The organism is Hyphococcus sp., from assembly GCF_041986965.1.
GTDB lineage: Bacteria > Pseudomonadota > Alphaproteobacteria > Caulobacterales > Parvularculaceae > Hyphococcus.
The window spans coordinates 266,443-292,802 of the sequence record NZ_JBHIXB010000002.1; the positions used below are offsets into that span (position 1 = coordinate 266,443).

General features: G+C 60.3%; 22 protein-coding genes. 13 read left to right on the forward strand and 9 right to left on the reverse strand.

Annotation, left to right across the window (positions count from 1 at the left end; all coding sequences use genetic code 11):
- Positions 1-51: 51 nt before the first annotated feature.
- The 5 genes from mfd to tpiA form a co-directional block, all read right to left on the reverse strand.
- Positions 52-3,564, reverse strand: a complete 3,513-nt coding sequence (mfd, locus tag ACFC5L_RS10325; RefSeq protein ID WP_375203024.1) for a transcription-repair coupling factor — start codon at positions 3,562-3,564, stop codon at positions 52-54.
- A gap of 113 nt (positions 3,565-3,677) precedes the next feature.
- The gene (locus ACFC5L_RS10330) at positions 3,678-4,907 is read right to left on the reverse strand and encodes a GGDEF domain-containing protein (RefSeq protein ID WP_375203023.1); all 1,230 of its coding nucleotides are present in this window, start codon (positions 4,905-4,907) and stop codon (positions 3,678-3,680) included.
- Positions 4,908-5,071: 164 nt separating this feature from the next.
- On the reverse strand, positions 5,072-5,338 hold the full coding sequence (locus tag ACFC5L_RS10335; protein WP_375203022.1) for an FAD assembly factor SdhE: 267 nt from the start codon (positions 5,336-5,338) through the stop codon (positions 5,072-5,074).
- Positions 5,335-6,276, reverse strand: a complete 942-nt coding sequence (locus ACFC5L_RS10340; RefSeq protein WP_375203021.1) for an alpha/beta fold hydrolase — start codon at positions 6,274-6,276, stop codon at positions 5,335-5,337. The genes ACFC5L_RS10335 and ACFC5L_RS10340 overlap by 4 nt, the downstream gene beginning before the upstream one ends.
- A gap of 6 nt (positions 6,277-6,282) precedes the next feature.
- Positions 6,283-7,011 carry a triose-phosphate isomerase gene (tpiA, locus tag ACFC5L_RS10345; protein ID WP_375203020.1) on the reverse strand — a complete coding sequence of 243 codons (729 nt, stop codon included), beginning with the start codon at positions 7,009-7,011 and terminating at the stop codon, positions 6,283-6,285.
- 171 nt (positions 7,012-7,182) lie between these two features.
- Here tpiA and ACFC5L_RS10350 point away from each other — a divergent pair, with 171 nt between their 5' ends.
- From ACFC5L_RS10350 to ACFC5L_RS10360, 3 genes are all read left to right on the forward strand, one after another.
- On the forward strand, positions 7,183-9,078 hold the full coding sequence (locus tag ACFC5L_RS10350) for a peptidylprolyl isomerase (RefSeq protein ID WP_375203019.1): 1,896 nt from the start codon (positions 7,183-7,185) through the stop codon (positions 9,076-9,078).
- Positions 9,079-9,084: 6 nt separating this feature from the next.
- Positions 9,085-10,590, forward strand: a complete 1,506-nt coding sequence (gene trpE / locus ACFC5L_RS10355) for an anthranilate synthase component I (protein WP_375203018.1) — start codon at positions 9,085-9,087, stop codon at positions 10,588-10,590.
- Between the two features lie 142 nt (positions 10,591-10,732).
- Positions 10,733-12,577 carry a DUF885 domain-containing protein gene (locus ACFC5L_RS10360; protein ID WP_375203017.1) on the forward strand — a complete coding sequence of 615 codons (1,845 nt, stop codon included), beginning with the start codon at positions 10,733-10,735 and terminating at the stop codon, positions 12,575-12,577.
- Positions 12,578-12,630: 53 nt separating this feature from the next.
- On the opposite strand, the gene ACFC5L_RS10365 is transcribed toward ACFC5L_RS10360, so the two are convergent.
- Positions 12,631-13,656 carry a divergent polysaccharide deacetylase family protein gene (locus tag ACFC5L_RS10365; RefSeq protein WP_375203016.1) on the reverse strand — a complete coding sequence of 342 codons (1,026 nt, stop codon included), beginning with the start codon at positions 13,654-13,656 and terminating at the stop codon, positions 12,631-12,633.
- 98 nt (positions 13,657-13,754) lie between these two features.
- Between ACFC5L_RS10365 and ACFC5L_RS10370 the strand changes: the two genes are divergently transcribed.
- From ACFC5L_RS10370 to lexA, 4 genes are all read left to right on the forward strand, one after another.
- Complete coding sequence (locus tag ACFC5L_RS10370) at positions 13,755-14,333, forward strand: anthranilate synthase component II (RefSeq protein WP_375203015.1); 579 nt, start codon at positions 13,755-13,757, stop codon at positions 14,331-14,333.
- A complete protein-coding gene (trpD, locus tag ACFC5L_RS10375) occupies positions 14,330-15,343 on the forward strand; it encodes an anthranilate phosphoribosyltransferase (protein ID WP_375203014.1) in 1,014 nt (337 codons plus the stop codon). Before ACFC5L_RS10370 ends, trpD begins: the two co-directional genes overlap by 4 nt.
- Positions 15,340-16,137 carry an indole-3-glycerol phosphate synthase TrpC gene (trpC, locus tag ACFC5L_RS10380; RefSeq protein ID WP_375203013.1) on the forward strand — a complete coding sequence of 266 codons (798 nt, stop codon included), beginning with the start codon at positions 15,340-15,342 and terminating at the stop codon, positions 16,135-16,137. Before trpD ends, trpC begins: the two co-directional genes overlap by 4 nt.
- A 189-nt stretch (positions 16,138-16,326) precedes the next feature.
- Complete coding sequence (lexA, locus tag ACFC5L_RS10385; RefSeq protein WP_375203012.1) at positions 16,327-17,058, forward strand: transcriptional repressor LexA; 732 nt, start codon at positions 16,327-16,329, stop codon at positions 17,056-17,058.
- Here lexA and ACFC5L_RS10390 read toward each other — a convergent pair.
- On the reverse strand, positions 17,055-19,232 hold the full coding sequence (locus tag ACFC5L_RS10390; RefSeq protein WP_375203011.1) for a ComEC/Rec2 family competence protein: 2,178 nt from the start codon (positions 19,230-19,232) through the stop codon (positions 17,055-17,057). The two genes, lexA and ACFC5L_RS10390, sit on opposite strands and share 4 nt — an antisense overlap.
- A 114-nt stretch (positions 19,233-19,346) precedes the next feature.
- Here ACFC5L_RS10390 and gltX point away from each other — a divergent pair, with 114 nt between their 5' ends.
- From gltX to rpmG, 6 genes are all read left to right on the forward strand, one after another.
- Complete coding sequence (gltX, locus tag ACFC5L_RS10395) at positions 19,347-20,756, forward strand: glutamate--tRNA ligase (RefSeq protein WP_375203010.1); 1,410 nt, start codon at positions 19,347-19,349, stop codon at positions 20,754-20,756.
- A gap of 84 nt (positions 20,757-20,840) precedes the next feature.
- Positions 20,841-22,145 carry a citrate synthase gene (gltA, locus tag ACFC5L_RS10400; RefSeq protein ID WP_375203009.1) on the forward strand — a complete coding sequence of 435 codons (1,305 nt, stop codon included), beginning with the start codon at positions 20,841-20,843 and terminating at the stop codon, positions 22,143-22,145.
- 35 nt (positions 22,146-22,180) lie between these two features.
- A complete protein-coding gene (locus ACFC5L_RS10405) occupies positions 22,181-22,384 on the forward strand; it encodes a hypothetical protein (protein ID WP_375203008.1) in 204 nt (67 codons plus the stop codon).
- A gap of 11 nt (positions 22,385-22,395) precedes the next feature.
- Positions 22,396-23,697: an adenylosuccinate lyase gene (purB, locus tag ACFC5L_RS10410; RefSeq protein ID WP_375203007.1), complete on the forward strand. Its 1,302-nt coding sequence runs from the start codon at positions 22,396-22,398 to the stop codon at positions 23,695-23,697.
- A gap of 72 nt (positions 23,698-23,769) precedes the next feature.
- On the forward strand, positions 23,770-24,192 hold the full coding sequence (locus tag ACFC5L_RS10415; RefSeq protein WP_375203006.1) for a DUF983 domain-containing protein: 423 nt from the start codon (positions 23,770-23,772) through the stop codon (positions 24,190-24,192).
- A gap of 103 nt (positions 24,193-24,295) precedes the next feature.
- Positions 24,296-24,463, forward strand: coding sequence for a 50S ribosomal protein L33 (gene rpmG, locus ACFC5L_RS10420; RefSeq protein WP_375203005.1), 168 nt, complete (start codon positions 24,296-24,298; stop codon positions 24,461-24,463).
- Between the two features lie 78 nt (positions 24,464-24,541).
- Here the strand turns inward: rpmG and ACFC5L_RS10425 are convergent, their stop codons facing one another.
- Positions 24,542-25,918 (reverse strand): PleD family two-component system response regulator, encoded by a 1,377-nt coding sequence (locus ACFC5L_RS10425; protein WP_375203004.1) that lies wholly within the window; start codon positions 25,916-25,918, stop codon positions 24,542-24,544.
- Between the two features lie 42 nt (positions 25,919-25,960).
- Positions 25,961-26,359, reverse strand: coding sequence for a response regulator (locus ACFC5L_RS10430; RefSeq protein WP_375203003.1), 399 nt, complete (start codon positions 26,357-26,359; stop codon positions 25,961-25,963).
- Position 26,360 lies beyond the last annotated feature (1 nt).

The following is a 26,360-nucleotide window of genomic DNA, read 5'->3' on the forward strand; positions in this document are numbered from 1 at the left end:
GATAGCTAGGCGCCCGGGCGCCCCGGGTCAAGTGGCCTCGCGAAACCGTGGCTAGGCGGCCTTTTCCGCGATTTCGCCGATGATCCCGGCGATTTTCTTGGCTCCCCGGAGGCGGGCCTTGTCGTCCGCCCATTCCTGGCGGAAGACGACTTTCTGGTCTGGCCGGAGCTTCACGTCGAGGGGCGACGAGCCCATAAACTGAACGAGGCCCGGCACATTGGCGAATGTGTCATTGCGGAAAGAGATAACCGCGCCTTTCGGCCCGGCGTCGATCTTGGCGATGCCCGCCTTGCGGCAAACCGCTTTGATGGCGACAATCTCAAGAAGGTGTTCCACCTCGCGCGGCATCTTGCCAAAGCGATCCACAAGCTCCGCGCCGAAGGCGTTGATTTCCTCGGGGTCGGTCACGTCCCCAAGGCGCCGGTAAAGCGCCATGCGAACATCAAGATCGGCGACATAATCTTCCGGGATGAGAACGGATGTTCCGAGATTGATTTGCGGCGACCATTGGCCTTCCGCTTCAACCCCGCCTTCGCGCAGCTCGGCGACGGCTTCCTCCAGCATGTGCTGGTACAGCTCAACGCCCACTTCCTTGACGTGGCCGGACTGTTCCTCACCAAGCAGGTTCCCCGCCCCCCGAATATCGAGATCGTGGCTCGCCAGCGTAAAGCCGGCGCCCAGCGTATCGAGGGACTGCATGACTTTGAGGCGCCGTTCTGCGGCGTCGGTGAGCTTCTTGCGCGCGCTTGTGGTTAAATACGCGTAGGCGCGCTGTTTCGAACGACCTACCCGGCCGCGCAACTGATAAAGCTGCCCAAGACCGAACATGTCGGCGCGATGAATGACGATCGTATTCGCGGTCGGAATGTCGAGGCCGGATTCAATGATGGTGGTCGAGACGAGGACATCGAACTTGCCTTCATAGAAAGCCGTCATGATGTCTTCGAGTTCGCCGGGGCTCATCTGACCATGGGCGATCTTGAATTTCAGCTCGGGCAATTCGTCTGACAAATAGGCGGCGATGTCGTCGAGATCGGAGATGCGCGGCGCCACATAAAAGCTCTGCCCGCCGCGATAATGCTCCCGCAGCAATGTCTCGCGCGCCACCACCGGATCGAAAGGGCCGACGGTGGTGCGCACGGCAAGCCGGTCAACCGGCGGCGTCGCAATCAATGACAAATCGCGAATGCCCGACATGGCGAGTTGCAGCGTGCGCGGGATTGGCGTTGCGGTGAGCGTCAACACATGGGTGTCGGCGCGGAACTCTTTCAGGCGCTCTTTGTGTTTGACGCCGAAATGCTGTTCCTCATCGACAATGACGAGACCGAGATCGCGGAACTTGATAGTCTTCTGCAACAGCGCGTGAGTGCCGATGATGATGTCCACATCGCCGGAGGCGATGCCGTCTTTCGCGGCCTTGGCGTCGGCGGCCGAGACCATGCGTGAAAGCTGCGCGATTTTTAAGGGGAAACCTTTGAAGCGTTCGGCGAAGTTTTTGTAATGCTGGCGCGCCAGCAAGGTCGTCGGCGCGATCACCGCCACCTGACGGCCGGTCATCGCCATCACAAAGGCGGCGCGCAGCGCGACTTCGGTTTTGCCGAATCCTACATCGCCGCAGACAAGCCGGTCCATGGGCTGGCCTTTGGCGAAATCCTCGATGATGTCGGCGATGGCGTTTTCTTGATCTTCTGTTTCCGCATAGGGAAAGCGCGCGCAGAATTCGTCATAAGTTCCCGTCGTCGGCTCCACCACATCCGACGTGCGCATGGCCCGCTTGGCAGCGATAGCGATAAGCTGTTCGGCGAGCATCTTGATGCGCGCGCGCATCTTCGCTTTTCGGCCCTGCCAGGCGGCGCCGCCAAGTTTGTCGAGCTGGGCGCCGGCGTCATCGGAACCGAAGCGCGACAGGAGTTCGATGTTTTCCACGGGCAGGAACAGCTTGTCGCCGCCGTGATATTCAAGATGCAGGCAGTCATGAGGCGCCCCCTGCACCTCCAGCGTTTTCAGCCCCCTGTAGCGGGCGACGCCGTGATCTACATGGACGACAAGATCGCCGACGGAAAGGCTTGAGGCTTCCGACAGGAAATTTTCCGCGCGCTTCTTTCGGCTCCGACGCACAAGACGGTCGCCGAGAATATCCTGCTCGGAAATAAAAGCCGCATCGGGCGTTTCAAATCCCGTCTCAAGGCCAAGCACCGCTGTCATCATCGACGACTTGAGCTTTTGGACGGCGCTCCAGTCTTCGGCCTGCGCTAACTCTTTCGCGCCATGATCGGAAAGAACGGTTTTCATGCGGTCTGCCGAACCTTCAGACCAGCAGGCGATGACGACTTTCTTTTTGTCGACGATCAGTGACTTGGCGTATGTGTTGACGGCGTCGAAAATATTGATGTTTTCGGCGGCGCGCTCGGCGGCGAAGGTGCGTCCGACTTTGGCGCCAAAATTAAAGGCGCGGATATTTTCAGGCGGCGCGAACGGTGAAAGCGGGCGAAGATTTGTGGTGAACATGCGGTCTTTCCACTCATCATCGTTCAAATAGAGCGCATCAGGTTTGAGCGGACGATAGACCGGCGACGCGAAATCATTGTTGCGCGGTTTCCTGGTTTCCGCATCTTCAGCCCGCGCCTCGTAATGGTCGCGTATCGCGTTGAGTCTTTCCTCAACCGCCTCATCCGCCAGATGATCCATGAACACGAGCGCATCGCCGACAAAGTCGAACAGCGTGTCCATATGGTCGTAAAAGAGCGGCAGCCAGTGTTCAGCGCCGGCATGGGTGCGCCCCGCGCTGATCGCCTCATAAAGCGGATCGTCGCCGGCGGGACCAAACGTCGCCACATAGCCCTTGCGAAAGCGGGAAATCGTTTCTTCCGACAACAAGATCTCGCTCGCCGCCGCCAGGGAGAACCCGGAAAGCTGGCGCGTGGTGCGCTGGGTTTCAGCGTCGAAAGCCCGGACGCTTTCCAGCGTGTCGCCAAAAAAGTCGAGACGCACCGGCTCTTCCGCGCCGGGCGGAAAAATGTCCACAAGGCCGCCCCTGACGGCGAATTCGCCGGGCTCGCGCACCGTCGACGATCGCGCATAACCGTTCGCGCTGAGATAGGCGGTCAGCGCATCGAGCTCCATCACAGCGCCCGGCGCCAGCGACAGCGCCGCATTCTCGATGACGTCTTTCGGCGGCGTTTTCTGGATGGCGGCGTTGATGGGCGCGACAATGATAAAGGCGCCCTCACCGCGTCGCTGGATCGCTGCCAGCGCCGCCATGCGTTTTGACGAGACGGCCGAAGACGGCGACACCCGGTCATAAGGCAGGCAATCCCATGCTGGATATTCAATCACAGGAATATCGGGCGCAAAGAATTTCAGGGTTTGCGCCATGGCGGCGGCGCGTGCGCCGTCACGGGCGATATGCAGCACGAGATTTTTTGTCGAGCGCGCCGCGTCAGCGACAGCAAGCGCATCCGCCCCTTCCGGCGCACCGAAAACATCGAGATGGCCTTGCGTTTTCCAGGCGGTTTCGGCGCTCATCGCCGCCACACCGGAAACCATCGTTTTGCCGTCCGCCATCACCATTCCTCAACGCAAAATGCGCGGGACGCCGATTTGACGGCCCGCGTGGTCGCAAGGATGTAGGCCGGAGAGATTACGAATGCAACGAGGGGATGCGCGGCTTTTCCCGATCACCCAACGGCGGCGGCGTCATCGCGATATTTGCGCCGGTGATGAACGCCGGCCGCTGAGCGCAGTTTTTCCACCTGCAGATCAGTCTCGCAGGAGACGCGGTTGCGACCGAGATTCTTGGAAAGGTAAAGCGCTTCGTCGGCGCGGGCGATCACCGAGAGAAGACTCTCGCCGGGCTGTAAAAGGGCCGCGCCGAAGCTGGCGGTGAAGGCGCACCCGCCTTCGGTCTCCGCAGTGTCAATCCGCAGCTCGCTGAAATCGCGGCGCAACGCTTCGGCCAGATCTTTGACCGCATGTAAGGGCTCGCCCACGACCAGCATGGCGAATTCCTCACCGCCGATCCGGCCGGCGATACGGTCATGATCGGCATATTGCGTGAACAAGGCGCCGAGCTCGGCGATCACCATGTCGCCAAAGGCATGGCCCTTGGTGTCATTGACCTGTTTGAAATGGTCGATGTCCGCGAGAATGACCGCGACAAACTCGTGATCGGCGCGCGCACGCAAGGCGTGTTCGGCTGTTTCCTCAAACCCTCGCCGGTTATAAACGCCGGAGAGACGGTCCGTGACAGAGCGCTGTTGCAGCTCGTTGATGATGTCGGTGCTGCAGGCGACCAGAAGCGCCATACCTGTTGTGACCGCACAGGCGCCGACAACGAAATGCAGCGCCATGACAAAAATTGTCTGATCAAAACCTTCGACCGAAGACGCCCCGCCGGCGAAATACGCCAATAGCAAGGGGCGGACAAAACATTGCAGGCAACTGACGAAGTAAACCCAGAAAATTATTTTATCGATTGTCCGGGGCAGATGATTGCGAATGTAAACAAGGCCGATCGAGAAAATCACGCCGCAGCCGAAATTCGCGAGAAAGGAGCTTGTCCAGCCATAACCGTTGGCCAGATACGACCAGCTGTATAGCGACATGTGAATAACGAACGCCGCCCCGAAAAGCCTCCATGGCGCCGCGCCGCGATAAAGGCAGGCAACGCCGGCGGCGGAAAGAACAGCCGTCGCGGCATAAACGGCGCTGATCGCGATAGCGCCTGCATGGAGAATGTCGGCCTGCTCCAGAATATCCACGGTAAAGGCGGCGGCGCCGAGCAGATAGGAGATGGCGAGCATGAGGACTGCTCGCGACGGCCGGACGGCGTTCACGGCGAAAAAACCCGCTGCAAAGAGCAGGAAAACGAGCGGATTCAAGAGTTGGAAATAAGATTCCGCCTGCACGCGACACGACTCTCCAGATGGCGGACGCAGCCCCGCACTATCCCCGCCAAAAAAATAGGCGGAAATTGGTAACGTCAGGTTTAGGAAAGCACTGAAATTGTCGAATGGTTAATGAAAGGTTGCGCCGTGTAGGCGGCGAACTTTAGCAAGCAACCGGTCACGGCCTAACCCCGTGGAATCTCAAACGCCTTGAGCTTGTCGAGAACACTGCCCTGAAGCTCGGCCGGCGCCTCCAGCTTGTCGGTGGCCCAGGCGTATAGCTCGCGGTCATTCTGTTTGAGCAGCGTTTCGAATTGATCAAGCTGGTCCTCGTCCATATCGCCCAGATGCGCCTTTGCGAAACCTCCGATAAGAAGATCGGCCTCCTTGAAGCCGCGATAAGTGGCGAGATAAAGAAGCCGCTTGCGGCGAATGTCGATGGTCTCACTCATGCGCCGTTCCCCGTCATGGCGCGAATGATGTCCGTAATGACGCCGGTTTGGGAATGGTGAAGCGCATGTCCCGTATCCGGCACTAATGTCAGCGACGCGCCGTCGATTTCCGTCGCAAGCTGTTTTGAATGCAGGTCCGGACTGACGGTTGAATCGCTCGTTCCCGTCACGATAGCAACGGGGAGAGACAGCCCTTCATAGCGCGGTTGCTGCGCGATGATTTCAGCTTTGAGATGGGAAATATCGGCGGCGTTCGATTTGAAATCATGCGGACGGAACAACAATGAAAGGCCGCTCTTTTCATAATAGCCTTCCGGCGGCGCATCGGGTGCAAAGGATGCGGCGACGTTCTTTTCCGCAGACAAAGACGCATAGGGCGGGATCACCAGGCGGCGCAGGAAAAACCCGGCCACAGGCCAGCCGGAAACCTTGTTGTACCAGGCGATGCCGCCCGGCCATTCATGGCTGACCGCCGCCAGCAAGACGAGCCCGCTCATCTCGTCCTGATATTCAAGCGCATAACGCAGCGCCACGGCGCCGCCAAAGCTTTGCCCCACGACTACCGGGTCTTCAACGCCGAGCGCATCAACTGCGCCTTTGATCAGTCTTGCCTGCGTTTCAAGCCGCCAGCCATCGTCTGGACGTGTGGAATATCCGCGCCCCGGCCGGTCAATCAGGATGACGCGATGATCAGTAGAAAGACTATCGCCAAGCGCCATCTTCATATCGCGCAAATTGACGCTGGCGCCGTGGATCAGGAGCAGCGGCGGCTTCTCGCTGTCACGCGGGCCGATATCCATAACGTGGAGGCGTTCGCCTTCAACATCGATGAGAGTCCCAATCGCCGGGGCGCTTTTCTGCGCCGACCAAGCCGCGCACCCGGAAAGCCCTGTAAGTGCGGCGACAATAAAAAGAGCGATCAGGAGGCTCACACGCATTCCGGACTACATCTCTCCGGGGGCGGCTTCGACGATGGGATAAAAGTCGTCGGCCTTGAGGCTGGCGCCGCCCACCAGCGCGCCATTGACGTTGGAGATTGCGAGAATTTCTTTTGCATTCCCCGGCTTCACCGAGCCGCCATAAAGAAGACGCGTTCCTTCCGGCGTTTTCGACCGGATGAAATCATGCATCTCGGCGATGTCGTGATTGGTCGGCGTCAGCCCGGTGCCGATGGCCCAGACCGGTTCATAAGCGACGACATACGCCTCGCCGGTTTCGGGAAGCGATCCGGCAAGCTGCGCGCCGACAATCTCCAGCGCCTTGCCCGCCTCACGCTCGTCTTTGATTTCGCCGACACAGATGATCGGCGTCAGCCCGGCGCGGAAAGCGGCCTCGGCCTTGGCTTTGACGATGGCGTCTGTTTCGCCGTGATCGGCGCGGCGTTCGGAATGGCCGACAATCACATAGGCGGCGCCGGCGTCCGCCAGCATCTCCGCGCTGAGATCGCCCGTATGGGCGCCGCTGGCCTTGGGGTGGCAGTCCTGTCCGCCGATCTGGATCGCCTCATCGGAATAGCTTGCGGCGAAAGCCGCGACGAGGGTCGCCGGCGGACAAATGAGGACCTCCCGGTCATCGGGCGCGGAGCCCCCGAGCTTGCCGATCAACGCATCGATTTCTGACTTGGCGGCGGCAAGGCCGTTCATCTTCCAGTTGCCGGCGATCAGCGGTTTCATGGGCCTTGGTCCCCTTTATAATCATTGGTTTGGGCCGGGGTAAGCGATGCAGCGGGGCCTGTCCAGTCAGGGCCCGCCGCCCGGCCTTGCCGTCCGAGATGAGCGCCACTAGGTTACGCGACAATTTTGGAATGCGGCCAGTTATTTGGCCCGGAAATCGAGGCGGTATCAATGCTCAGTCAGGTTCGCGGCGCACTCAAAGGAGTGGTGGCCTGGATCATTATCATCCTTCTGGTGGCCGCTTTTGCGCTGTGGCAGGTGCCGAGCGCCTCGCAGCTCCTGTCCAATTCGGCGGTCACCGTAGGCGGTGAAAGTTTCTCCCAGCGGACGGTGAGCCGTGAGTTCGACCAGACCTTCCAGCGCGCGGCGCGCGAATCCGGCGGCGGGCTCACCCGAGAGCAGGCCGTCGCCAGCGGCATGGCCGGACAGGTCGTGGACCGGCTCGTCACCCAGTCGGCCCTCGACCAGTATGCGCAGAAAATGAACCTCGCCCTGCCGCGCGAGGCGATCCGTGACTATCTGCAGGAGACCGAGATTTTTCAGAATCCGGCGACCGGTGAATTCGACCGGACGACGCTCGAAAACATTCTCCTGAGCAACGGCCTGACGGTGCAACAATTTGAATCGATGATGCATGACGATCTGCGGCGGAGCCAGCTGGTCGAAGCGCTCGTCTCCGAAGCATCGGCGCCGGACAGCTTCATGGATGCGATGATTCTGCGTGAAACTGAGCGCCGCCGCGTCGCCTATCTGACCGTAACAGACGAAATGGCCGGTGAAGCCGCCGAACCGACTCCAGAAGACCTTCAGGCTTATTACGAAGAAAACAAAGAGGTCTTCACGGCGCCGGAATACAGAACCTTCGATCTTCTGGTCTTGCGGTCGGAAGATTTCCGCGAAGGGCTGGAAGCGCCGGAAGAAGAAATGCGCCGCCTTTATGAGGCTGGCAAGGATCGGCTCTATTCAACGCCGGAAACGCGCACGCTCTACCAGATCACCTATGAAACCGAAGCGGAAGCCGAAGCCGCCATCGCCGACCTGGCGCAGGGAGCGACCTTTGAAAGTCTCGCGCTGGCGCGCGGGCTGACGCTTGACGCCGTGACCTTCGCCGACGCCACACAAAACCAGATTGTCGATCCGGCTGTTGGCGCTGCGGCGTTCGAGGAAAGCGTTGAGGAAGGCGCGGTCGTCGGTCCCGTACGTAGCCTGTTCGGCTGGACCGTGGCGCAGGTCGCCGGCGTGACGCCGGGCGAGGAACGCTCCTTCGAAGAGGTGCGCGCCGAGTTGGAAGCCTCTTATCTCGACAACGATGTGCGCCGCCGGATGCAGGACGCCATCGATGAGATCGAGGAAGAACGCGACACCGGCGCCGAACTTTCCGAGGCTGCGGAAGTGGCGGGTTTTGCGGTAGAAACCTTCGGCCCCATTGACCGCGTCAGCTTCGCGCCGGGCGGCGCCATCATCGACAAGGTGCCGGGCGAAGCGATCGCTGAAGCCTTCCAGCTCGACGAAGGCGAACAAAGCGAGGCGCTGCGGCTTGCAACGGAAGATGGTTATTTCTTTGTGTCGCTCCGCGAGATCACCCCTCCGGCGCTGAAACCCTATGATTATGTCGAGTCAGAAGTGGAAGAACGCTGGCGCGCCGCCGAACGCCGCGAGCGTATTGAAAAAACAGTCGCCGCCATTCGCGAAGCCGTGAGGGCTGGTGAAAGTTTGAACGATGTCGCCGATCAATATGGACGTGCGCCGATTGAAATGGTGATTGACCGCCGCTTCACCAATGAGGTGATCGACAAGCCGTTCAACGAGCAAATATTCTTTGCCGGTTTGAATGATCTCGTCGCCAGCTCTGTCGGAAACAGCGGCGCACAAGTGATCGCCGAGGTGCGCGAAATCGGGTTTGGCCGCAGCGCCATTTCTCCGCCGGAAGAACAGCGTCTCGCCGAACTGGTGGGGATGCAACTCGATCAGGAACTGATTTCAGCCTTTGTCGAGGGCATTCGCGAAGATTATGGCGTGAAGATCAACCAAAGCCAGATCGACGCAATCTTTAACGACGGATTCTAGCAAGCTGTGAGCGTTAGCCCTGATTTTGAGAGTTTTGATAGGGCTTACGCTGACGGACGGCCGCAACTGGTCTGGCGCAGCCTCGTCAACGACCTCGAAACGCCGGTGTCGGCCTATCTGAAGCTCGCCGCCAATCGCAAGAACGCGTTTCTGTTGGAGTCGGTCGAAGGCGGTGAACAGCTTGGCCGGTTTTCCGTGATCGGTTTCAAGCCGGACGTCATCTGGCGCGCCAATGGCGCACAATCGGAAATCAACCGCAATGCGGCCGCGGATGTGCATACGTTCAAACCGCAAGAGGGAGCGGCGCTCGATAATCTGAAAAAGCTGCTGGCTGAGTCCGAACTGACGCCGCCCGAAGGCGCGCCGCCCATGGCCGCTGGCGTCTTCGGCTATCTCGGCTATGACATGGTGCGTCAGATGGAGCGTCTGGGACCGAAACCGGAAGGCGGTCTCGGAACGCCTGACTCCCTTTTCATTCGGCCGACGGTCGTGGCGATCTTTGACAATGTGCGCCAGGAGATCAGCCTGTTCTCGCCTGTCCGCCCGGAGCCTGGCCTGTCTGCACGCGCCGCCTATTCCCGCGCGTCAGAACGCCTTGCCGATGCCGTTTCTGATCTCCAGGCGCCATTGGCCGAGGCGCGCGGCGCCAGCAATGAAGCGTCGCAGGACGCGCCGCAGACGTCAAACACCGATGAGGCCGACTACAAGGCGATGGTGGCGCGCGCCAAAGACTATATCGGCGCGGGCGATATTTTTCAGGTGGTGCTGAGCCAGCGTTTCTCGCGTCCGTTCGAGGCGCCGCCTTTTTCCCTTTACCGCGCGCTCAGGCGATCAAACCCCTCGCCTTTCATGTTCTATTTCAATTTCGACGTGTTCTCCGTCATTGGATCGAGCCCGGAGATTTTGGTGCGTGTGCGCGACGGCGAAATCACCATCCGCCCCATTGCCGGCACGCGCCCGCGCGGCGCCACGACGCAAGAGGATCAACGGCTTGCAGAAGAGCTGATCAATGATCCGAAAGAGCGCGCAGAACATCTGATGCTGCTCGATCTTGGCCGTAATGATGTCGGACGGTCTGCGGCGGTCGGTTCTGTAAAGGTGACGGATCAGTTCTCTATCGAGCGCTACAGTCATGTCATGCACATCGTTTCCAATGTGGTGGGCCGTTTGCGCGACGGTGAACATCCCGTGAATGCCGTTGTCAGCGGCTTTCCCGCCGGCACGGTTTCCGGGGCGCCGAAAATCCGCGCCATGGAGATCATTGACGAACTCGAAAAAGAAGCGCGCGGGGTTTACGCCGGTGCCATCGGGTATTTTTCAGCCAATGGCAATGTAGACACCTGCATCGCGCTGCGGACCGCTGTCGTCAAAGATGGGACGATGTATGTGCAGGCCGGCGCCGGGATCGTCGCAGATTCCGATCCGGCTTCAGAACAGGCCGAATGCGAAAACAAGGCGAAGGCGCTGTTCGCCGCCGCCAAGACGGCTCTCGCCCGTGAGGGCAATCGCTGATGCGGCGCTGACCCGCAGGGGATTTGCGACGAATCGCCCGCGCCGTGCGATAAAGCCATCAGCCCTCAACGGCGATATGGACTACAACCGGCTCAACCTGCGCGCATTCGGGCGCGCTTAAAGACCATGGAAGGGGCACCCTATGCTGAAATCACTCAAAGCCGCACTGGCGGCGACAACCGCCTTCGCCGCGCTCGCCGGCGCGCACGCCTATGCGCAAGCCGCCGAACCCGCCGCCGCGGAAACCGCACAAACCGAAGATGAGCGCCTCTCGGCCTTTTTCGAGGAAATCTTCCAGCGCAATCTCGCCAACAGCCCGATCTTCCAGGCCCAGCTTGGCATGAAAACGGAACGCTATGGCGAATGGGACGATTTCTCCGACGCCGAAGCGATCCGCCAGAACGAAGAAACCAAAGACGATCTCGCCCGTCTCCGGACGGAATTCGACTACGACAAACTCTCCGAACAATCGAAAGTCAGCTATCGCATTTTCGAATTTCTGCAGGAACGCGCTGTTGAAGGTTTCGATTACCGCTTTCACGGTTACGCCTTTTCAACGATGAATAATCCATCGACGTTTCCTGCGACGTTTCTTCAAAACATTCATAGCGTCGCCAATGTCTCCGATTCCGAAGCCTATATCTCGCGGATCAGCAAGCTCGACACCGCCATGGATCAACTGATCGAAGGTATCGACATGGCCGCCGAGCGCGGCATCGTGCCGACGTCATTCTCCTTTGATCCGGTGCTGGAAGACAGCTCCAACATGACCAAGGGCGCGCCTTTCGACGACAGCGGCGAAGACAATGCGATCTACGCAGACTTCAAAACCAAGGTTGAAGCGCTTGAAATCAGCGCCGCCGAAAAGGCGCGGCTCATTTCCGAAGCGGAAGCGGCGCTGACCGGCCCTTATAAAACCGCCTATGATAAATTCGTCGCGAAAGTAGCGTCGCTGCGCGATCAGTCACATGGCCCCAATGGCGTGTGGGCCTTGCCGCAGGGTAAGGAATATTACGAAAACCGTATTTCTTTCTGGACCAGTGAAAAAGACCTTAGCGCCGCGGAAATTCATAAGATCGGCGTGAAGGATGTGAAACGCATCCGCAAGGAAATGAAGAAGATCATGCAGCAGGTGGGCTTTGACGGCACGCTTTCAGAGTTCTTCGACCATCTGCGCACCGATCCGTCGAACTTCTTCCCTAATACGGAAGAAGGCCAGCAGGCCTATCTCGACCAGTCGAAAGCCTATATCGACTCGATCTACGCTGACGTCGACAAATACTTCAACATTCTGCCGAAAGCGCCGCTGGAAGTGCGCAAGGTCGAGGAATGGCGTGAAGAAACGGCGCCCATCGCCTTCTATAACCGTCCGTCCCCGGATGGTTCGCGCCCGGGCATCTACTATGTCAACCTCAAGGACATGACGACCAAACAGAAGCACGAAATGGAAACCGTCGCCTATCATGAAGGCGCGCCAGGCCACCATTTCCAGATCGCTATCCAGCAGGAGCTGACCGGCGTTCCCACCTTCCAGAAATTTGCGTTCTTCGGCGCCTATACCGAAGGCTGGGGGCTTTACGCCGAGCGTCTCGCCAAAGAAGAAGGCCGCTTCACCGACCCGATGCAGGATTTCGGCCGGTTGCAGAACGAAATGCTGCGCGCCTGCCGTCTTGTTGTCGACACGGGCGGGCACTCCAAGAAATGGACCCGCGAGGAAATGATCCAGTACATGCTCGACAACAACCCGATGACCGAGGAAGACGCCACGAAAGAAGTCGAGCGTTATCTCGACATGCCGGGCCAAGCGCTTTCCTACAAGATCGGCATGATCAAGATCCTCGATCTGCGTGAAAAAGCGAAAAAGGCGCTGGGCGATGATTTCGACATTCGCGATTTCCACGATGTCGTCCTCAAAAACGGCGCTGTCGCCCTTCCGATCCTTGAAGAGCTGGTCGACGCCTATATCGCCGAGAAAAAAGCGGCTTAGCGAAACCGCCTTTCATCAGAAAAAGAGCGCTTCGGCGCTCTTTTTTTGTGGGCTTACAACCGAAGCCTCGCCGCCGCCGCATAGGTTTGGGGTTGAGAGGCGGTGTCATCGATCCGCCTCAAGGCGCTCGCGAACACAAGGTCAAATCCGCGCGCCGGCGCCGTCGTCAGCCAGGGGCCGAGAACGTCCAGCGTTTCCGGACGCGGATGGCCGATAGCGACAACATAGCCGGTCTCGCGCGCAATGCGCTCGGCAAGCGCCAGCTGTCCCTTCACCGATTCCCCATCGCCGACCTCATTGTCGAGAAAAACGTCGCGATAAAAAATTTCAACGCCAAGCTCTTTCGCCGCCGACCGCGCCGCGCTGTCCGGTGTCGTCACCGAGTCGAGAAAAAAGACGCCGCGGTGATTAAGATAACCGAGCAGCGTCTTCATGGCGGCGATGTCTTCAGTGGCCTTAGAGCCCATGTGATTGTTCACGCCCGTATAACCTTCGAAACGGTCGAGATTCCATTCAAGCGTTTGCAAAAACTCACCGCCCGTCATGTCGATTTTCAGCGCATGAGATCCCGGATCGGCGTCGCCATGCGGCTCCATGGGAAGGTGCAGCATGATTTCCGCGCCGCCCTTGCGCGCCGCCTCGGCAAGATCGCGCACCTTTCTCGCGTAAGGCAGGAAGGAATAGGTCACGGGTCCGGGAAGGGTCAGCGCCCGCTCGCTGTTGCGCCGGTCGACCCCCATATCGTCGAGAATGATCACGATTTTGGGCCGGGCGGCGGGCGCAGCATAGGCGGGCAATTGCCCGTCCGGCGGCCGCAACCGTTCCGGCGCGCCGGAAACGATCTCCGCGATAATCCGATCGCGCTCTATGCGCGCCGGATCTTCTGCGATTTCTGTTTGCTCTGACGGCGCCCGTACAATGGCGGCGGCGGTTGCGCCGCGCTGGCCGAGATAAGCGGAAAGCGCGCCCACCAGAACGCCGGCGAACGCCATCGCCACGGTGGCGATCAGCCCGGCGTTGCCTGCCCTTTCCCCGGGAAACCGGACGCTCTTTATTCTTTTTGCGCGCATCTGCGTCATCGTTCTCGCCGCCTCATGCAAAAACAAAGGCTTGCGCCCTTTCGCATCGGCGTTAAATCATTCTCCCAACAGATCACTATTACTGATTCTCGGGCCCAATGATCCTGCTGATCGACAACTATGACAGTTTCACCTTCAACCTTTTTCACCTGATCGGGGAATTGGGGGAGGAAGTGACCGTTGTCCGCAATGACGCCCTGACGGCGGCGGAGGCGCTGGAGATGGGGGCCGAGGCGATTGTCCTGTCCCCGGGCCCCTGCACGCCCAATGAAGCCGGCATTTGCCTCGATCTGGTGAAGCTCGCGGCTGAGCGGCGCGCGCCGGTCTTCGGCGTCTGCCTCGGCATGCAATCCATCGCCCAGAGCTTTGGCGGCGTCATCGCCCGCGCCGGGCGGCTGATGCATGGAAAAACGTCGGACATCACCCATGACGGGCAAGGCGTGTTCGCCGGGCTGCCCTCGCCTTTCACGGCGACGCGGTATCATTCGCTGGTCGCCGAACGCACCAGCCTGTCGAATGCGCTGACCGTCACGGCGACGGCCGCCGATGACAATGAGATCATGGGTCTCGCCCATCGCGAGCTTCCCATCATGGGCGTGCAGTTCCACCCTGAAAGCATCGCGACGGAACATGGCGTGCAGATGTTTGCAAATTTTCTTGCGACGGTTCGCCAATGAGTTCGTTCACGCCGCATCTCCAGCGCGCCACGTCGGGCGTGTCCTTGTCCGCTGACGAGATGCGCGCGGCGATGAATGCGCTTTTTTCCGGCGACGCCAGCGATATCGAGATCGCCGGTTTTCTGGCCGCCCTGCGCGCGCGCGGCGAAACCGTGGAGGAAATTGCAGCGGCGGCGATGGCCATGCGCGATCACGCGCTGAAGGTCGATGCGCCTGATGACGTAATCGACACCTGCGGCACCGGCGGCGACGGCGCCGGGACCTACAACATATCAACGGCGTCCGCGCTGATTGCCGCCGGTTGCGGCGTTAAAGTCGCCAAGCACGGAAACAAGGCGCTGTCTTCCAAATCCGGCTCGTCGGAAGTTTTGGAGGCGCTGGGCGTCAGACTCGATATTTCCCCGCAGCAGATTAGCTGCTGTATTGAGGACGCGAATGTGGGTTTCATGTTCGCCGCGCTTCATCACAAAGCGGTCGGGCATGTGGCCGCGGCGCGCAAAGGGCTGGGGGTCAGAACCCTGTTCAATGTGCTCGGCCCCCTGTCCAATCCCGCCGGCGCCAAACGGCAGGTCATGGGCGTGTTTGCGCGCGATCTCGTGCGTCCCATCGCCGAGGTGATGCCGCTGCTTGGCGTGACGCGCGCCTGGGTCGTTCACGGAAGCGATGGCCTCGATGAATTGACGACCACGGGCGCCAGTCATGTGGCCGCGCTGAAAGATGGCGCTGTCAGCGAATTTGACGTTACACCTGAAGACGCCGGGTTGGGCCGCGCCAGCGCCGCCGATCTCGCCGGCGGAGATCCATCGGAAAACGCCGCCGCGCTGTGGCGCTTGCTCGAAGGTGAAAAATCCGCCTATCGCGACATAGCTGTCTTGAACGCCGCCGCCGCGCTGATCGTGGCTGACAAAGCCGATGATCTCGACGCCGCGGCGCGCATGGCCGAAAAAGCCATCGATACGGGCGCGGCCATGGGGGCGCTGAAAAGACTGGTTGAGCTGTCGAACCAATGACCATTCTCGACGACATCATCGCCTATAAGAAGACGGAGGTGGCGCAGGCGAAAGCCAATGCGCCGATGGCGGCCATCGAGGCGCTGGCGAAGGACGCAGGGCCCGTGCGCGGGTTCCGGCGGGCGCTGGAGAAAAAAGCGGCAAACGGTTTCGCCCTCATCGCGGAAGTGAAAAAGGCGAGCCCGTCGAAAGGGCTTATCCGGCCCGATTTCAGCCCGGCGGACATCGCCCGGGCCTATGAGGCGGGCGGCGCGGCCTGCCTTTCCGTCCTCACTGATTCTCCGAGCTTTCAGGGCGCACCGGAATTCCTGGCGGAGGCCCGCGAGGCGACCCGCCTTCCCGCCCTGCGCAAGGATTTCATGATCGATCCTTATCAGGTCGCCGAAGCCCGGGCCTGGGGCGCAGACTGCATTCTCCTGATCATGGCCTGCCTCTCCGACGCGCAGGCCGGCGAGCTGATGGAAGCCGCTGCGCGCTTCAATGTCGACGTGCTGGTGGAGACCCATGACGAGGAAGAGATGCGCCGCGCCATTAAGCTTAACGCCAATCTTATTGGTATAAACAACCGGAATTTAGCGACTTTTGCGACCTCTCTTGATACAACATCGAGGCTCGCCGCGCTGGCGCCGGCCTCCGCGCTGCTTGTCAGCGAAAGCGGAATCAACAGCCACGCCGACCTCGTTCGGCTCGCTGGCGACGGCGCCAAGGGGTTTCTCGTTGGAGAAAGCCTCATGCGCCAGCAGGATGTAAAGGCCGCAACAAAAGCGCTCCTCCACCCTGTTTCCATTGCCTGATTCCTTTTCGCCTGTTGACGGCCCCCAAGAACAACCATAGAACATCGTTGTCGTTTTGTTCTTCTGTCGTTTCGGGCGTGCAAACAGCCTTTGGTTGAATGCCCACCGTCAGAGGAACCTGCAACGGGCTTGGGTCCGGGGAAAATCTCCCTGGAGTCGCGGTCCGCAAAAAGAAGTGCGAGGGCGGAAATGCTCACCAAGAAACAACATGAGCTGCTGGTTTTCATCAATGACCGGCTCAGCGAGACCGGCGTCTCGCCATCCTTTGACGAGATGAAAGAGGCGCTGGATCTGCGCTCCAAATCCGGCATCCACCGGCTCATCACGGCGCTGGAAGAACGCGGCTTCATCCGCCGCCTGCCGCACCGCGCCCGGGCCCTTGAGGTCCTGAAAATGCCGGAAGACGCGAAACCGAGTGTCAAACCGAGCCCTGCGCAAAAGGGCTTCCGCCCGGCCGTGGTGTCGAGCCCTGATTTTCAGCGCGGGCGCCCCTCCACATCAACCAGGTCCCCACAGGTCTCGGCGGCCGCAGCCGGCGTTGTCGATCTGCCGGTTCTTGGCCGCATCGCCGCCGGCACGCCGATCGAAGCCATCCAGCATGAAGTGGACCGCTTCTCAGCCCCTGAAGCCTTTATCGGCAAGGGCGATCATTACGTGCTCGAGGTGCAGGGCGAATCCATGATCAACGCCGGCATTGAGGATGGCGACTTTGTCGTCATCAAGCGCTGCTCCGACGCAGAGAACGGCGCTATTGTCGTCGCCCTCGTGGATGATGAGGAAGCCACCCTGAAACGCTTGCGCCGCAAGGGCGCCTCCGTCGCGCTCGAAGCCGCCAACCCCGCCTTTGAAACGCGCATCTATGGTCCGGATCGCGTCGCGGTGCAGGGCAAGCTTGTCGGGCTGATGCGTCGCTACAATTAGCGCGCGCCCGTCCAAGGCCTTATCCCGCGCAGTTCATTGGCGGACTGAACCTTAAGTCTTCCATCGGGCTCAATCCAGAGCGCATGGGCTCCGCGTTTCCAGGCTGAGCGGCGGTCGATCAGAAAAGCTTTGCAGGCCCGCCAGTCTTTGTTGCTGACCGGGAAAAAGGCGACCACCAGATCGGCGCGCTGGCAATCTTCTGCAAGGCTCGCCTTATCGCTCACAAATGCGGCGGTGATATGGGCGCGGTCCTTGATGTCGCCAGCGCAACCCGCCGCGTCGCAGGTGAAAATCTCCGAGATCGCCTCGGGTCTGACGCGCTCGATGTCTAAGCCCGCCGCCTCTTCCCACATGCTCGCGGCGAATTTTTCCCGGCGCGTGGAGTGAACGAAGAGCGTCGGCTCACCCTCTTCGTTCTGCGCAACAACGCCGGCGTTAAGTCCTGTCGGAGAGACGAATAGCAGCGGCGGGCGCGCATGGGCGACCAAGAGAGCGGCAATCGGGATCGCGGCGAGCCCCGCCAGCCGCCATGGCGCGCGGGACAGGCACAGCCAAAGCCCGCCAGCCGTCAACGCCAGCATGGCCGATTGCGGCCATTGCGGCGTCGTGGAGACGGCCCCTTCAAGTCCGGACACCCAGCTTGCGATATTGAGGACAACTTCCATCCACCAGGCGGCGATGCGCCAGGCCCATGCATCGAGACCAAAGGGCGTGAGGACGAGGGCAAGAACGGCGAACGGAACGATCAGGAACCCCATCAGCGGCATCGCCGCCATATTTGCCGGCAGCGAATAAATCGCAACCCGGTTGAAGTGAAACAGCGCGTAAGGCGCTGTCGCCAACGCCGCGATAGTGTCAGTCAGGGCCAATGCAATTAGGTATGTGCGCAGACGCGACGCCCATGACGGATCAAAGGCCGGTTTTGCACGGGCGCTGAACCATTCATATGCGGCGATCAGCGCCGTCACGGCCGCGAACGACATCTGAAAGCCGGGATGGAAAAGCGCTTCCGGTGTCGTCAGGAGAATAATCACCGCCGCAATCGCGACATTGCGCAAGGACAACGCGCGCCGGTCGACAAGGATCGCGAGAAACATGATCGCCGCCATGATGAAGGCGCGCCGCGCTGACCATCCGCCCCCGGACAATATGAGATAGAAAAGACCGGAGAGGAGCGCCGCCCCCGCCGCCCATTTCTTGATGGGAAACCGCAAGGCGACGGGTTCGATCGCGGCGAGGCCAAAGCGCACGGTGAAAAAGACGAGCCCTGTCGCAAGACCCATATGAAGGCCCGAAATCGCAAGCAAATGGGCGAGCCCGGCATCGCGCAAGGCGGCTTCCGCGCGGTCCGAAATCGCCCCGCGTTTGCCCGTGACGATCGCAGCGAGGATCGCCCCGCCTTCCTTGTGGTTGCGCGTCGCCTCAATAATGCGCGCGGCGAGATTGACGCGCATGGTTTCAATATCGGCCGCCAGCAATTGCCTGAAGCTCTTCTCCGCCGCCGGATCGGCAACCGGCGCCGACACGGCGATCCCGACGGCGCCGATGCGCTGAAAATAGAGCTGGCGCGCAAAATCAAACGCGCCGGGCGCAACGGGCGGCGGCGGCGGAGACAATCTTGCGCGAACGCTGATGAGATCGCCGGGCCGGGCGTCAAAGCCTTCGCCGCGCCAGGTGATGCGCGCCCGCGCCGGCGTTTCATCAGGCGGGAGATCTTCAATGCTGTTGAGCGCGACCACATAACGCCTTTGGCGCTCGCTTTCCTCAACGGAAAGAAGCCGCCCGGTGGTCTCCACAATGCCAAGCTCGCGGCCAAGCTGCGGCGCGGCCACTTGCGCCGTGCGCCAGTCCGCGGCGACAAAACCGAGCGTCACAAACATGAGCGCCGTCATCGCGCGTTGAAATGAGCTTCGCCACAAGGAAAGGCAAACGAGAAGAACCAGCGCCGCGGCGCCGATGCGCCAATCCGGTTCCGCCTTGAGCCCGAAATAAAGCCCGGCGCCGAGCCCGATCGCTGCGGGCGTCCACAGGGAAAGGCGGGCGAAGTCCAGGGCCGCCCAGCGCTGTAGCGCCCGCCATGAAAGAAACGCCATGCGCGACAGGGGCGGCGCTTCGGCGAAGGTCTCACCATGCGCTTGCGTCTCAGGACCGGTTTTCGCCAGTTCAGCGACCATCCGTCATCGCCCCGCCAATGCGCCCCCCAAGTCCGGGCATAGGCGCCGGAGCCCCCTCATGCTATCCCGCGCCCGCCAAACCGAAACGCAACAAGAGGAGCCGGTCTTTTTAGTATGGCCGATAATCAACAGCCTGTCGTCACCCGCTTCGCGCCCTCGCCCACTGGATATCTGCATATTGGCGGCGCGCGGACGGCGCTTTTCAACTGGCTCTATGCGCGCGGGCGCGGCGGCAAGTTTCTGCTGCGCATCGAGGACACGGATCGCGCCCGCCACAATGAGGCGGCGGTTGACGCCATCATTGACGGGCTCAAATGGCTGGGCCTCGATTGGGACGGCGATCCCGTATCGCAATTTGCACGAGGCCCGCGCCATACGGAAATCGCGCAACAACTCCTCGCGGAAGGCAAGGCCTATCGCTGCTACCTGACGCCGGAGGAACTCACCGCCGCACGCGACAAGGCGCGTGAGAACAATGTCCGGTTTGAAAGCCCGTGGCGCGACGCCGATCCGTCGAGCGCGCCTGACGCACCCTATGCCATCCGGTTCAAGGCGCCGCGCGACGGCGAGACGATTGTCGAAGACGCTGTGCAGGGGCGTGTCGCCTTTCCGAACACGGCGCTCGACGATCTCATTATCCTGCGCTCGGATGGCGCGCCAACCTATAATCTCGCTGTCGTCGTCGACGATCACGATATGGGCGTGACCCATGTCATTCGCGGCGACGATCATTTGAACAATGCGGCGCGCCAGACACAAATCTATAAGGCGCTCGGCTGGCCCCTGCCTGTCTTCGCTCATATTCCGCTGATCCATGGCAGCGACGGCGCGAAGCTTTCAAAGCGGCATGGCGCGCTGGGCGTCGAGGCGTACCGGGATGACGGCTATCTGCCGGAAGGGCTGTTCAACTATCTCCTTCGCCTCGGCTGGGCCCATGGCGACGAAGAGATCATCTCTTATGAAAAGGCCAAGCAGCTTTTCGATCTCAAAGGCATCAACAAGGCGCCTGCGCGGCTCGACCTCGACAAGCTCAACCATGTGAATGCGCATTACATTGCGGCGTTGAGCGACGAAGAGTTTGTACGCTGGGCGACGCCGTTTCTTGAAAAGGCCGGGGTCGATCTGACAGCGGAGAACAAAGCCCGGCTTGAGCGTTCAGCGGCGTTTTTGAAAACACGCTGCGCGACGCTGGCCGATGTGGTTCCGGCGTCGGAATTCCTGTTTTTGGAGCGTCCCCTCAGCGTGGAAGGCAAGGCCGCAAAACCGCTCCGCAAGGAAGGCGCGCCGGAAATCCTTAACGATCTTAACCAGGCCCTCGAGGATGAGGCGATTTGGGCGTCGCCGGAGGCCCTGGACCGGACGCTTCAGGCCTTCGCCGCGGCGAAAAACGTGGGATTCGGGGTCGTCGGTCCGCCGGCCCGGGCGGCGCTGACCGCCGGGCGGCCTTCGCCGGGGCTAGGCGAAGTGCTATACGGGTTGGGTAGAGTCGAATCGCGCGCCAGGCTTGGCGATCAGGCTGGCTGACGCGGGACTGGAAACCCTTGATTAAACTGGCTAGTGTGCGCCGCAAAATGCGTTGACGCGCTGCGAAAAGAAAAGGCTATATCCATGAAAAGTGATCTAAAACAATCGGATACGGCGAGCTTCACGGTCAATGGGGTAACCGCTGAACTGCCCGTTTTTAAAGCGACTCACGGGCCGGATGTGGTCGATATCAGGGCCCTCTACAAGCAAACCAAGGCGTTCACATTCGACCCCGGCTACACCTCAACGGCGAGCTGTGAGTCAAAGATCACTTTTATCGATGGCGATGAGGGTGTGCTCCTGTATCGCGGCTATCCCATCGATCAGCTCGCGGAGAATTCCGACTTTCTGGAAGTCGCTTACCTCCTGCTCAATGGCGAGCTACCGAGCAAGGCGGAGCGTCAGCGCTTCGACACCTCCATCACGCACCACACCATGGTGCATGAACAGCTGAAGAATTTTTACTCAGGCTTCCGGCGCGACGCGCATCCCATGGCGATCATGGTTGGCGTCGTCGGCGCGCTTTCCGCCTTCTACCACGACTCAACGGATATCAACGATCCTTATCAGCGCCGGGTCGCGATCCACCGCATGATTGCGAAAATGCCGACCATTGCAGCGATGGCGTATAAATACTCGATCGGTCAGCCTTTCGTCTTTCCACGGAACGATCTCGATTTCACGTCAAACTTCATGCGCATGTGCTTCGCCGTGCCAGCCGAGGAATACGCTCTCAACCCCGTCCTTTGCGATGCGCTCGACAAGATCTTCATTCTGCATATGGATCACGAGCAGAACGCATCGACGTCGACGGTGCGGCTTGCCGGCTCGTCCGGCGCCAACCCATTCGCCTGCATCGCCGCGGGCATCGCGTCGCTGTGGGGCCCGGCGCATGGCGGCGCCAACGAAGCCGCGCTCAACATGCTGGAAGAAATCGGCTCGGTCGATAAAATCCCTGAATATATCAAGCGCGCCAAAGACAAGGACGATCCGTTCCGCCTGATGGGCTTCGGCCACCGGGTCTATAAAAACTACGACCCGCGCGCGAAAGTCATGCGCAATGCGTGTCACGAAGTGCTTGACGCACTTAACGTCAAGGATGAGCCGCTTCTCGAGGTGGCGATGGAGCTCGAACGCATCGCCCTCGAAGACGAGTATTTCGTCGAGAAGAAGCTCTATCCGAATATCGACTTCTATTCCGGCATCACGCTTCGCGCGCTCGGCTTCCCGACGGACATGTTTACGGTCCTGTTCGCTCTTGCCCGGACCGTCGGCTGGATCGCGCAATGGCGCGAAATGATTGAAGATCCGAACCAGAAGATCGGCCGCCCTCGGCAGATCTATACTGGAGCCCCGAAACGGGATTATCTCGATCTCGACAAGCGCTAAGGGCGAAACCGGGCGATTAGGGAGAAGATGCGAGGATGCTTTGGCTGGCCTTGCATATGTGGGCGCTTTTGCTGGCGGCTTTTGTCATCGGCCTCGCTGTAGGCTGGTGGATCTGGGGCCAGCGTCAGCGCCCGCCTGCTCCCGCCGCGACCGGCGAAGCCGCGCCCAAAACGCTGGAACTGGGGTCCCTCGATCTTGACGGCGAGCCAACGCCTTCCAGCGGCCCCAACGCGATTTAACGGAGACACTGATGATCCCCCGCTACACCCGTCCGGAAATGGCCGCGATCTGGTCAGATGCGTCCAAATACCGGATCTGGTTCGAGATCGAGGCCTATGCGGCCGACCGGCTGGCGGAACTGGGCGTCATTCCGGCAAGCGCCGCGAAGACGATCTGGGAAAAAGGCGGCAAGGCCGAGTTCGACGTCGCCCGCATTGATGAGATCGAGCGCGAGGTGAAGCATGACGTCATCGCCTTCCTGACGCATCTCGCTGAATTCGTCGGCGAGGACGCCCGCTTCGTTCACCAGGGAATGACATCTTCGGACGTGCTCGACACATGCCTTTCCGTGCAGATGACCCGCGCGGCGGATCTTCTGCTTGGGGATATGGACCGGGTGCTCGCGGCGCTGAAGAAACGCGCCCTTGAGCACAAGAACGATGTCTGTGTCGGGCGCAGCCACGGCATTCACGCCGAACCCACAACCTTCGGCGTCAAACTTGCGGGCTTTTATACGGAGTTTGAGCGCGGCAAGAAGCGGCTCGAGGCCGCGCGCGAGGAAATCGCCGTCTGCGCCATTTCCGGCGCCGTCGGCACTTTCGCCAATATCGACCCCTCGGTTGAAGAATATGTGGCGGAGAAGATGGGCCTCAGCGTCGAACCTGTCTCGACGCAGGTGATCCCCCGCGACCGCCACGCTGCTTATTTTGCGGCCCTCGGCGTCATCGCCTCCTCGGTCGAGCGTCTTGCGGTCGAAATCCGCCATCTTCAGCGCACCGAAGTGCTCGAGGCCGAGGAGTTTTTCTCCAAGGGGCAAAAAGGCTCCTCCGCGATGCCGCACAAGCGCAATCCGGTTTTGACGGAAAACCTCACCGGCCTCGCGCGGCTTGTGCGCATGTCGGTGATCCCCGCCATGGAGAATGTCGCGCTCTGGCATGAGCGGGACATCTCACACTCCTCCGTTGAGCGGGGCATCGGGCCGGATGCGACGGTGCATCTCGACTTCGCGCTCAACCGGCTCGCCGGCGTCGTTGAGAACCTTGTGGTTTATCCCGAGCGGATGCTCGACAATATGAACAGCCTTAACGGCCTCATCTTCTCCCAGCGCGTGCTGCTGGCGCTGACGCAAGCCGGGGCCTCGCGCGAGGATGCCTATTCCCTCGTTCAACGCAACGCCATGCCGGCCTGGCGCGGGGAAGGCCTCTTCCTCGATAATCTCAAGGCCGACATGGATGTGACGACGCATTTGTCCGAGACTGATCTCGAAAAGCTTTTCGACCTCACCTACCACACCAAGAATGTGGATGTGATTTTCAAGCGGGTCTTTGGTTAGATCCGTGGATCGTGATCCCCCGCGCGCTTTGGGCGCGTTGCAGTGAGCCTGCGCGGTCCCCATAAAACGCCTATGACACAAGCAGTTCAGACCTTCGGCGGCGATCGGGACAGGCGTTCCTGGGCGTCGGCCATGGCCCGGGGCGCGGCCCATAAATGCCCGGAATGCGGGCGCGGAAAGCTCTTTTCCGGCTATGTGAAAACGAAGCCCCAATGCGAGTCTTGCGGCCTCGACCTGTCGGGTCATCGCGCGGACGACGCCCCGCCCTATATTACGATCATCATCGTCGGCCATGTGATGATTCCCCTCGCCCTCGCCGTGAAGCAGCTCTTCGATCCGCCGATCACGCTGCAATTTGCGATCTGGCTGCCGCTGATCACCCTCGCCTCCTGGGCTTTGTTGCCGGCGTCGAAGGGCGCCATGATCGGACTGCAATGGGCGAATCGCATGCATGGCTTTGCAGGCCCCGACGCCGATCCGGAAGCGGATGTTTAACGCTTGCTAAAGGCGAAAAAGCGCGGCGATGGCTTGACACCCCAAAGACCATGAGTATGGTCCGCGCTCATTTTGCGCGAATAAAGGTCCCAAGGAGCGACCCATGGCCAAGCCAACCACCGTCAAAATCCGGCTGAACTCCACAGCCAACACGGGCTATTTTTACGTGACCAAGAAGAACACCCGCACGATGACGGAGAAGCTCGTACTGAAAAAATACGACCCCGTCGCGCGCAAGCATGTGGAATTCAAGGAAGGCAAGATCAAGTAAGATCGGCCCTCCTCACCGGAATGAAGAAGCCGCCCTCGAAGGCGGCTTTTTTGTTGTCTTTTCAAGGTTTTTAGAGGGTTACGCCGCGCTCTGGATCACGCGATTGCGCCCGCCATTCTTGGCTTCGTAAAGCGCTTCGTCGGCGCGTTTGATCAGCTTCTGGGCGCTGTCGTCTTCCGGTCCGTTTTCGGTTGACGCAAGGCCGATGGAAACGGTGACGTTCAGTTCATCGCGGCCATTGTTGAACATGAATTTCGAACCGGCGATTTCCTGGCGCAGACGCTCGGCGACGACAGACGCGAAGGCGAGATCCGTATCCGGCATGGCGACCAGGAATTCCTCCCCGCCATAGCGGCAGGCGAGATCGATGCCCCTTATCGCTCCTGAGATGCGTTCGGCGAACTCTTTCAACACAAGGTCGCCCATATCGTGGCCGTGCTTGTCATTGACCTCTTTGAAATGGTCGATGTCGAGAATCATCACGGATAGCGGACGGCCGGTCCAATAGGCGCGGTCGAACATCGCCGAGAGATGACTTGCGAGATAGCGGCGATTGTAAAGGCCGGTCAGCTGGTCGGTGACCGCCATTTCAAGGCTCACCTGGAAGGATGAGCGCAACTGGTCCACATAGCGTTTCCGGCGCAACTGGGTGGAGACCCGGGCGGTGAGCTCGTTCTTGTCCACAGGCCGGGTCACATAGTCATTGACCCCGATATCAAGGGCGCGCACGAGCTTTCTGGTGTCCCCGTGGCGCACCACAGCGAGGATCGGCGTCAGGCGCGTTTCCTCAAAAGACCGGATGGTTGAGCACAGGCGCAGCGGGTCCATGGCCTCAATGGAGAGATTCACCAGGATCAGGTCGAACTCGCCTGAGCGGGCGCGGCTGAGAGCAATCTCCGGATCGGCCTCGTGAACGACCTGATAGGCGTCATCATCCAGCGCCGCGATCAGGCGCGCCGCCTGGTCTTCATTATCATCGATAAGGAAAACGCGGGTCTCGCCCATTTCCGCATCGGGATCGATCTTGCCGACAATGCCGAGATCTTTGCCGGTGGCGTAGCGGGCGCGCAGCTCATCGGTCATCATCTTGAGACGCGTCAGCGAGCGCACGCGCGCAAACAGCGCGAGGTCTTCAACGGGCTTTGTCAGGAAGTCATCGGCGCCGGCTTCCAGACCGGCGACGCGATCCGCCTGCTGGTCGAGCGCGGTCACCATGACGACGGGAATGTGCATGGTTTCAGGATTGGCCTTGAGCTTCCGGCAGGCCTCGAAACCGTCCATACCGGGCATCATCACATCGAGCAGGATGATGTCAGGCTTTTCGGCGGCGGCGAGGTCAATCGCTTCCTGACCGGAATAGGCGCCGAGTACGTCGAAATACTCCGCCCGAAGTTTCGCTTCGAGCAGTTTGACGTTCGGTTCCAGATCATCGACGACCAATACGCGCGCCGTCATGCAGCCCCCATGGCTTTAAAGGGTTATTAAGACCCCTACAGCCTAGTCCAAATACCTTTTCACTTTCTCAAGAAACGTCGCCACGGAGATCGGTTTTGCGATATAATCTTCGCAACCGCCCTGACGGATCCGTTCTTCGTCGCCTTTCATGGCGAAAGCCGTAACGGCGATCACCGGAATATCGGCGAGATCGGGACTGTTCTTGATTTCACGCGTGACCTCGAGCCCCGAAACTTCGGGAAGCTGAATATCCATCAAAATGAGGTCCGGATGATTGTCTTTCAGCGCTTCCAGCGCTTCCGGCCCGGTGCGGGCCTCCAGCGTCTGATAGCCGTGGATTTCCAGAAGATCCCTGAACAGCTTCATGTTCAGCTCGTTGTCCTCAACGATCAGCACCGTTTTCGGTTCCGCTGAATAATCAAGCTTTTCCATGGCCGACATA

Bases quoted from the DNA above. Each gene is read 5' to 3' on its own strand.
- mfd (WP_375203024.1), bottom strand. From the start codon at position 3,564: ATGGCGGACGGCAAAACGATGGTTTCCGGTGTGGCGGCGATGAGCGCC.
- ACFC5L_RS10335 (WP_375203022.1), bottom strand. From the start codon at position 5,338: ATGAGTGAGACCATCGACATTCGCCGCAAGCGGCTTCTTTATCTCGCC.
- ACFC5L_RS10340 (WP_375203021.1), bottom strand. From the start codon at position 6,276: ATGCGTGTGAGCCTCCTGATCGCTCTTTTTATTGTCGCCGCACTTACA.
- tpiA (WP_375203020.1), bottom strand. From the start codon at position 7,011: ATGAAACCGCTGATCGCCGGCAACTGGAAGATGAACGGCCTTGCCGCC.
- ACFC5L_RS10350 (WP_375203019.1), top strand. From the start codon at position 7,183: ATGCTCAGTCAGGTTCGCGGCGCACTCAAAGGAGTGGTGGCCTGGATC.
- ACFC5L_RS10360 (WP_375203017.1), top strand. From the start codon at position 10,733: ATGCTGAAATCACTCAAAGCCGCACTGGCGGCGACAACCGCCTTCGCC.
- ACFC5L_RS10365 (WP_375203016.1), bottom strand. From the start codon at position 13,656: ATGACGCAGATGCGCGCAAAAAGAATAAAGAGCGTCCGGTTTCCCGGG.
- ACFC5L_RS10370 (WP_375203015.1), top strand. From the start codon at position 13,755: ATGATCCTGCTGATCGACAACTATGACAGTTTCACCTTCAACCTTTTT.
- trpD (WP_375203014.1), top strand. From the start codon at position 14,330: ATGAGTTCGTTCACGCCGCATCTCCAGCGCGCCACGTCGGGCGTGTCC.
- trpC (WP_375203013.1), top strand. From the start codon at position 15,340: ATGACCATTCTCGACGACATCATCGCCTATAAGAAGACGGAGGTGGCG.
- lexA (WP_375203012.1), top strand. From the start codon at position 16,327: ATGCTCACCAAGAAACAACATGAGCTGCTGGTTTTCATCAATGACCGG.
- ACFC5L_RS10390 (WP_375203011.1), bottom strand. From the start codon at position 19,232: ATGGTCGCTGAACTGGCGAAAACCGGTCCTGAGACGCAAGCGCATGGT.
- gltX (WP_375203010.1), top strand. From the start codon at position 19,347: ATGGCCGATAATCAACAGCCTGTCGTCACCCGCTTCGCGCCCTCGCCC.
- gltA (WP_375203009.1), top strand. From the start codon at position 20,841: ATGAAAAGTGATCTAAAACAATCGGATACGGCGAGCTTCACGGTCAAT.
- ACFC5L_RS10405 (WP_375203008.1), top strand. From the start codon at position 22,181: ATGCTTTGGCTGGCCTTGCATATGTGGGCGCTTTTGCTGGCGGCTTTT.
- purB (WP_375203007.1), top strand. From the start codon at position 22,396: ATGATCCCCCGCTACACCCGTCCGGAAATGGCCGCGATCTGGTCAGAT.
- ACFC5L_RS10415 (WP_375203006.1), top strand. From the start codon at position 23,770: ATGACACAAGCAGTTCAGACCTTCGGCGGCGATCGGGACAGGCGTTCC.
- rpmG (WP_375203005.1), top strand. From the start codon at position 24,296: ATGGCCAAGCCAACCACCGTCAAAATCCGGCTGAACTCCACAGCCAAC.
- ACFC5L_RS10425 (WP_375203004.1), bottom strand. From the start codon at position 25,918: ATGACGGCGCGCGTATTGGTCGTCGATGATCTGGAACCGAACGTCAAA.
- ACFC5L_RS10430 (WP_375203003.1), bottom strand. From the start codon at position 26,359: ATGTCGGCCATGGAAAAGCTTGATTATTCAGCGGAACCGAAAACGGTG.